The following is a 7,493-nucleotide window of genomic DNA, read 5'->3' as shown; positions in this document are numbered from 1 at the left end:
GGGGCCGGGCGGACGCAGACTACCCGCGCGAGACCACCGTCCACGCGCTGTTCGCGGAGCAGGCGGCGCGCACGCCGGGCGCGCCCGCCGTGGACGCGGACGACGCCGTCCTCGACTACGCGGAGCTGGACGCCGCGTCGGACCGCGTCGCGCGGCGGCTGCGGGCGCTGGGGCTCGCGCCCGAGGCGCGCGTGGGGGTGGCCGTGGAGCGCGGCGCGAAGCTGATCACCGCCGTGCTCGGCGTGCTGAAGGCCGGTGGCGCGTACGTGCCGCTGGACGCGGACTTCCCCGCCGCGCGCCTGGCCTTCATGCTGGCGGATGCCGGCGTTGCCGCGTTGATCGTCTCGGACGAGGTGCCCGCCGCCCTCGCCGACTTCCGCGGCCCCGTGCTGCGCATGGCGGATCTCGACGATTCGGCGGATGCGGATCGGGCGGATGGGGATCGAGCGCATGCGCCGTTCGCGGCGGCGGAGTCGCTGGCGTGCGTGCTCTACACGTCCGGGTCGACGGGGACACCCAAGGGGATCGGGATCACGCACCGGGGCATCGTCCGTCTCGTGCGTGGCGCCAACTGGACGCCGCTGCAGGGCGCACGCTTCGCGCAGGCGGCCAGCCCCTCGTTCGACGCGTTCACCATGGAGGTGTGGGGCCCGCTGCTGAACGGCGGCTGCTCCGTCGTCATCCCCCGGGAGACGGTGCTGTCCCCATCGGCGCTGGCCGCGCGCGTCCGCGACGGCGAGGTGACGACGCTCTTTTTGACGACGGCCTTGTTCAACGAGGTCGCGCGCGAGGCGCCGGAGGCATTCACGGGCCGGGACGTCCTCTTCGGCGGCGAGGCTGCGGAGCCGGATGCCGTGCGCCTGGCGCTGGAAGCGAAGCCGCGCCACCTGGCCAACCTCTACGGTCCCACGGAGAACAGCACGCTCAGCACGTACCAGCCGGTGGCGTCCGTGGCGGACGACGCCGTGTCCATCCCCATCGGCCGGCCGGTGGCGAACAGCTGCGCGTACGTGCTGGACGGGCGGATGCAGCCGTGCCCCGTCGGCGTGCCGGGCGAGCTGTGCGTGGACGGCGACGGCCTGGCCCGCGGCTACGTGGGCCGTCCCGCGCTGACGGCGGAGAAGTTCGTCCCAGACCCGTACGGGCCGCCCGGCGCCCGCATCTACCGCACGGGGGACCGCGCGCGCTGGCTGCCGGACGGCGTGCTGGAGTTCCTGGGCCGCGCGGACGAGCAGGTAAAGGTGCGCGGGTTCCGCATCGAGCCGGCGGAGATCGAGGCCGCGCTGCGCACCCTGCCGCACGTGCACGAGGCCGCCGTCGTGGCGCGCGGCCCGGCCGGCGGCGACCGCGCGCTGGCGGCGTACGTGGTGCCGCACCACGGCACGGAGCTCGACGTCGCCGCGCTGCGCGAGGCGCTGGGAACGCGGCTGCCCGCGTACATGGTGCCGGCGACGTTCACCGTGCTGGACGCGCTGCCGCTCACGCCCGCCGGCAAGCTGGACCGCCGCGCCCTGCCGGAGCCCGCGTCGTCCGCGGAGGCGGCGGACGGCTACGTGGCGCCCGAGACGGACGACGAGCGCGCCATCGCGGTCGCGTGGGCGGAGGTGCTGGGCGTGGAGCGCGTGGGTGCCACGGACGGCTTCTTCGCCATGGGCGGGCACTCGCTGCGGGCCGTGCGCATCGTCACGCGCATCGACGAGCTGCTGGGCGTGCGGCTGCCCGTGTCCGCGCTGTTCGAGGCGCCCACGGTGCGCGGCCTCGCCGAGCGCGTGGCCCGCGCCCGCGAAAACGATCCCGCGCTGGAGGACCGCCTCGTCTGGCTGGAGGGCCTCTCCGAGGAGGAGGTGCTGGCCCTGCTGCAGGACGAGTAGGGAGGGGAGGAGACGCCATCCGGCGGAGTCGGGCAGTGCCGGCGGGCCGGCGAGACCCGGACGGGGCGGATGCGGGGCCGAGCCCCAGCGAAAAATCAGGTTGGTGCCGCGAAGTCGAGCCCGCGCCAAGCGAATGAATTCGCCGCTGGAGAGGCACGAAGTCCGCCTGCGCGGGACTGTCCCAGCGAAACCCCCGGCGGCGTACACCGGCGCCCGATCCTCGCATCACCTCCCTCCGCGCAGCGGGGGAGGTCGCGAGTTGACGAGCGGGAGGGGGCCTGGGGACGGGCCCCCCTCCGTCCATGGGCCATCCCGCGCGCAGTTGAAGCCTCGCGTAGTTTGCGAGGCTTTCCGCTGTCGTTGCGGCGACTTCAGTCGCTCCGTCTCGAAGCCCACTCCGCGAACAAAACCGCCCGCAACGTGGCGCAATCGAATCGAACGTGCGTCGTCCGTAAACGTTGAGACGACGGGATTGCCGAAAAGGAGTGGCGCGCGGATCGACTGGTACACGGCCGGGGAACAGAGCCACGTAAACGCCGCGCGAATTCATCCTCCGCCGTCAGGTTGGCGGATTATGGTATTTCAAAAACTGCGGCAAGTGGTTAGATTGCCCGCTCTCCACGACCGGACGGACTGCTCCTGACCCGCCCTGGCCGCGCGAGCTGGTGTGCCGCGACCGCGGGGCGCCGCATCCCCGAACCCAGGCAGTCCCTTGGCGGGAACGACGCAGCAGGCACGGGTGCCCCTTCGGCAGGTGCTGCGCGAGATGGGCCCCTTTTCGGTGATCTGGTTCGGCCAGCTGGTGTCGGGGCTGGGGTCGGGGCTCACGGGGTTTGCCCTGCCGGTGTGGATCTACCAGAAGACGGGCTCGGCCGAGGCGTTCGGCCTGCTGTTCTTCGCGGCCACGGTGCCCGCCGTGCTCATGTCGCCCTTCGCGGGCGCGCTGGTGGACCGGTGGAGCCGCAAGACGGTGCTCATCGCCAGCGACGGCATCGCCGCCGTGTTCTCGCTGGTCATCGCCGGGCTGGTGCTCACCAACCAGTTCGAGATCTGGCACCTGTTCGTGATCTCGGTGCTGTCCTCGGCCGTGGGCACGTTCTCGGAGCCGGCGTTCTCGGCCACCATGGGCATGCTGGTGCCCCGGCAGCACTTTACCCGCGCGTCGGGGCTGCTGCACACCAGCGGCGCCGTGAACGGCATCGTCACCCCGCTGCTGGCCGGCGTGCTGGTGAGCCTGATCGGGCTGGGCGGCATCATCCTGATCGACTTTGTCACCTTCCTGGTGGCCGTGGCCACGCTGGCGCGCGTGCACATCCCGCAGCCGCCGGCCAGCAACCAGCCCCGCAAGGCGCTGTTGCGCGAGGCGCACGACGGCTGGATGTTCATCCGCGCCCGGCGCGGGCTGTTCCTGCTGCTGCTGTACTTTCCGGCGGTGAACCTGTTGGGCGGCATGGTGAACCCGCTCTTCAGCCCCATGGTGCTGAGCTTTGCCACGCCGGCGCAGCTGGGCGTGGTGGTCTCGGTGAGCAGCCTGGGCATGCTGGCGGGCGGAATGCTGCTGAGCGCGTGGGGCGGGCCCCGGAACAAGGTGCGCGGCCTGGTGCTGGGGCAGCTGCTGGGCGCGGCGTCGCTCATGACCATCGGCCTGCGGCCCTCGCTGCCCCTGGTGGGCGCGGCCATGTTCATGAACCTGGTGCTCATGCCCACGTCGCAGTCGTGCAGCCAGGCAATCTGGCTGAGCAAGACGCCGCAGGAGATGATGGGCCGCGTGCTGGCCATCCGCCGCATGCTGGCCCTGTCCACCACGCCCATCGCCGCGCTGGCGTGCGGCCCCCTGGCCGACCGGGTGTTCAACCCGCTCATGCAGCCGGGCGGCGCCCTGGCGGGGAGCGTGGGGCGCGTGCTGGGCGTGGGCCCGGGGCGGGGAATCGCCCTGATGTACGTGCTCATCGCCGGCTTTTTGATGGCGATGTCGGCGCTGCTGTACGCCCATCCGCGCGTGCGGCGCCTGGAAGACGAAGTGCCCGACGCGGTCCCGGCGCGCCCCGCGCCCGAGCCCGTCATGCCCGCGCCGCAACCCGCGGCGGCGGGCGCCTGATTCCGCGGGATCGCAACCCACCCACTGAACCACAGACGTACCATGAGCAGCAGCGACCAGGAAGATACGACCATCTACACGGCCGTCGTGAACGACGAGGAGCAGTACTCCATCTGGCCGGCCGACCGTGAGCTGCCCCTGGGCTGGCGCGCCGTGGGCACGCCGGGCCTCAAGCCCCAGGTGCTGGCGTGGATCGAAGAGGTGTGGACGGACATGCGCCCCCTCTCGCTGCGCAAGAAGATGGAGGAGATGGCCGCGCAGCAGGGCCAGAACTCGTAAAGCGGCCGTACGAAGGTACGCGGTACGAAGGTACGGAGTACGAAAGTACGCGGTTCGAGGGTACGCGGGGCGGCTTGGTGCCGTCCCGCGCCCGCCTCCGCGCGCGAAATCCACACGCAAAGCAAGAGCGATGTCAGCCAGCGAGGACACGGCGGCCGCGACGCCCCTGAAGACGGTGGGCGTGGTGGGCGCGGGGGTGATGGGCGTGGGCGTGGCGCACGACCTGGCCCAGCACGGGCACCGGGTGGTGCTGCTGGACCTGTCGGAGCCGTTCCTGGAGCGCGCCCGCGCCGAGATCGAGCGCAACGTGCGCTTTCACGGCTTCTTCACCAGGCAGAAGGACGGCCCCACGCCGGCCCAGGTGCTGGAGAAGATCACCTTTACCACCGACTACGCGCCGTTCGCCGAGGCCGACTTCGTGGTGGAGAACGCCACGGAGAAGGTGCCCGTCAAGGAGCGCATCTATCCCGTGCTGGACGAGGTGTGCCCGCCGCACGCGTGCTTCGCGGCCAACACGTCGTGCATCAGCATCACGCGCATCGGCGGGTGGACCCACCGGCCGGACCGGGTGCTGGGGATGCACTTCATGAACCCGGTGCCGCTCAAGCCCGTGGTGGAGACCATCCGCGGCTTTCACACCTCGCAGCAGACCATCGACACGGCGCTGCGGCTGCTGGGGCAGATGAACAAGGAAGGCATCGTCGTCAACGACCTTCCCGGGTTCGTGAGCAACCGCGTGCTGATGATCACCATCAACGAGGCGATCTGGGAGGTGATGGACGGCGTGGCCAGCGCGGCCGACGTCGACCGCATCTTCGTCACCTGCTTCGGGCACAAGATGGGTCCGCTGGCCACGGGCGACCTGATCGGGCTGGACACCATCCTCCACTCGCTGGAGGTGCTGTACGACAGCTACAACGATTCCAAGTTCCGCCCCTGCCCGCTGTTGCGGAAGATGGTGGACGCGGGGCTGCACGGCCGCAAGACGGGCCGCGGGTTCTTTGAGTACGGCGTTCCCGGGGGAGCCCCCGCCATCGCCGCGGCGTGACGTAGAAAGTGCCGAGTGCCAAGTGCCAAGTGCCAAGTAACGGCATTCGGTCTCTCTGCACTTGGCACTTGGTACTTGGCACTAGGCACTTCTTTCCCGAGCAGACTCCGATGGACAACAAGACCAAGATCCGCGAGTTCGTGTCGCGCTTCGTCCGCGGCTACACGCTGGGCGACGGCGAGGACATCTTCGCCACCGGCTTCGTGAACTCCATGTTCGCCATGCAGCTCGTGCAGTTCGTGGAGCAGACGTTCGGCATCCAGGTGGAGAGCGAAGACCTGGAGATCGACAACTTCCGCTCGATCGACGCCATCGCGGCGCTCGTGGAGCGCAAGCAGGGCGCCGCGGTCTGACGGCCATGTCGTCCCTGGAACTGCCGCCCCCGCCCGTGGACTGGCGCCCCGGGCAGGTCGGCCTGCGCACGGGGCTGGGCCCCGCGCAGGAAGATGCGCGGCGCCGGTTCGCCGCGTGGGTGGACCGCGAGGTGGCCCCGTTCGCCGGCGCGTGGGACCGCGAGGGCGCCACGCCGCGGTCCGTCGTCGAGAAGATGGCGGCGGAGGGCTTCCTGGGCGCGGTGGTCCCCGCCGAGTTCGGCGGGGGAATGGACGCCGTGACCTTCGGCCTGCTGAACGAGGAGCTGGGCCGCGGATGCTCGTCCATCCGCTCGCTCGTCACCGTGCACAGCATGGCCTGCCACGCCGTGGCCCGCTGGGGCAGCCGTGCGCAAAAGGAGGCGTGGCTTCCGCGCATGGCGCGCGGCGAGGTCATCGGCGCGTTCGGGCTGAGCGAGCCCAACGTGGGCAGCGACGCCGCCGCCATCGAGACCACGGCCGAGCTGGACGGCGACGCGTACGTGCTGCGAGGCGTGAAGAAGTGGACCACGTACGGCCAGATCGCCGACGTGCTGCTCTGCTTCGCCAAGGCCGACGGCAAGCCGCTGGCCCTGCTGGTGGACCTGCACGCGCCCGGCGTGACGGTGCAGCCGCTCACGGTGCACGGCACCCGCGCGTCCATGATCGCGCAGATCACCTTCGACGGCGCGCGCGTGCCCCGGGAGAACCGGCTGGGCGGGCCGGGCTTCGGCCTGGGCGTGGCGCTGTCCGTCCTGGAGCTGGGGCGCTACAGCGTGGCCTGCGGATGCGTGGGCATCGTACGCGCGTGCCTGGACGCCAGCGCCGCGTACGCCGCCACACGCGTGCAGGGCGGCTCCGTCATCGGCGAGCACCAGCTGGTGCAGCAGATGCTGGCCAACATGGCCACGGACTGGCGCGCGGCGCGGCTGCTGTGCCTGCACGCCGGCTGGCTGCGCGACGAGGGCGATCCCCAGGCGGGCCGCGAGGTGTTCCACGCCAAGTACTTCGCCAGCACGGCCGCCACGCGCGCCGCCCTGGCGGCGGTGCAGGTCCACGGCGCCAACGGCCTCACGGACGACTACCCCGCCGAGCGCCTGCTGCGCGACAGCCGGGTGATGGAGATCATCGAAGGCAGCACGCAGATCCAGCAGGTGACAATCGGCCGGTGGGAGGTGGAGCGGGCGGGGAGCCCTCACCCGCTCGCCTAGGCTCGCACCCTCTCCCGCAAACTGCGCGGGAGAGGGTGTATCCTTCGAACCGGGTGATTGCCGGGTCGCGTGCATCCTGCCGAACCGACGCGCCGGTGCATACCGGCGCCCGTGCTGGGGCAGTCCGCGCAGGCGGACTTCGTGCCTTTCCAGCGGCGAATTCATTCGCTTGGCAGGGACTCCGCGCCGGCCGCTCGAACTGTGCCCGCCGTGATCCGCCGATCCCGATCTGCCGATCCCGATCTGCCGATCCCGGTCCGCCGATCCTGGTCCGCCGATCCCGGTCTGCCGATCCCGGTCTGCCGATCCCGATCTGCCGATCCCGGTCCGCCGATCCTGGTCCGCCGATCCCGGTCCGCCGATCCCGATCTGCCGATCCCGATCTGCCGATCCCGGTCCGCGGACGTGGATCCGCCGATCCCGGTCCGCCGATCCTGGTCCGCCGATCCTGGTCCGCCGATCCCGGTCCGCCGTCGTTGCGCCGCCGCGATACCGGACAGCGCCGTACCCTCAGAAGCGAATGCAGATGCGTTCTCCCCTCAACGGCTGGGCCCTCTACCCCAGCCGCAATCCGTCGGCCCGACTGCGGCTGTTCTGCTTTCCGTACGCGGGCGGCGGCGCCACCATCTTCAGCCC

Annotated in this window: 6 protein-coding genes; all 6 read left to right on the top strand. The window is 71.2% G+C overall.

The window, feature by feature from the left end:
* Positions 1-1,871, top strand: a 1,871-nt coding sequence (locus VFZ20_RS03010) for a non-ribosomal peptide synthetase (protein ID WP_329682343.1), incomplete at its 5' end; no start/stop codon positions are given.
* Between the two features lie 712 nt (positions 1,872-2,583).
* Positions 2,584-3,969 carry an MFS transporter gene (locus VFZ20_RS03005; RefSeq protein ID WP_329682342.1) on the top strand — a complete coding sequence of 462 codons (1,386 nt, stop codon included), beginning with the start codon at positions 2,584-2,586 and terminating at the stop codon, positions 3,967-3,969.
* Positions 3,970-4,011: 42 nt separating this feature from the next.
* Complete coding sequence (locus VFZ20_RS03000; RefSeq protein ID WP_329682341.1) at positions 4,012-4,248, top strand: MbtH family protein; 237 nt, start codon at positions 4,012-4,014, stop codon at positions 4,246-4,248.
* 130 nt (positions 4,249-4,378) lie between these two features.
* Entirely contained in the window at positions 4,379-5,296 is a 918-nt protein-coding gene (locus VFZ20_RS02995; RefSeq protein WP_329682340.1) for a 3-hydroxyacyl-CoA dehydrogenase family protein, read from the top strand.
* Between the two features lie 110 nt (positions 5,297-5,406).
* Complete coding sequence (locus VFZ20_RS02990; protein ID WP_329682339.1) at positions 5,407-5,649, top strand: acyl carrier protein; 243 nt, start codon at positions 5,407-5,409, stop codon at positions 5,647-5,649.
* A 5-nt stretch (positions 5,650-5,654) separates the two neighbouring features.
* Positions 5,655-6,857: an acyl-CoA dehydrogenase family protein gene (locus VFZ20_RS02985; protein WP_329682338.1), complete on the top strand. Its 1,203-nt coding sequence runs from the start codon at positions 5,655-5,657 to the stop codon at positions 6,855-6,857.
* The last annotated feature ends 636 nt before the right edge of the window (positions 6,858-7,493 follow it).

Origin of the sequence: Longimicrobium sp., assembly GCF_036280135.1 — a bacterium.
Classification (GTDB): domain Bacteria; phylum Gemmatimonadota; class Gemmatimonadetes; order Longimicrobiales; family Longimicrobiaceae; genus Longimicrobium.
Note: the sequence above shows the minus strand (reverse complement) of the source record. Positions and strands in the feature narration are given on the sequence as shown.

What these genes read in the sequence shown, in the direction of transcription:
- VFZ20_RS03000 (WP_329682341.1), top strand. Translation starts at nt 4,012, where the DNA reads ATGAGCAGCAGCGACCAGGAAGATACGACCATCTACACGGCCGTCGTG.
- VFZ20_RS02995 (WP_329682340.1), top strand. Translation starts at nt 4,379, where the DNA reads ATGTCAGCCAGCGAGGACACGGCGGCCGCGACGCCCCTGAAGACGGTG.
- VFZ20_RS02990 (WP_329682339.1), top strand. Translation starts at nt 5,407, where the DNA reads ATGGACAACAAGACCAAGATCCGCGAGTTCGTGTCGCGCTTCGTCCGC.
- VFZ20_RS02985 (WP_329682338.1), top strand. Translation starts at nt 5,655, where the DNA reads ATGTCGTCCCTGGAACTGCCGCCCCCGCCCGTGGACTGGCGCCCCGGG.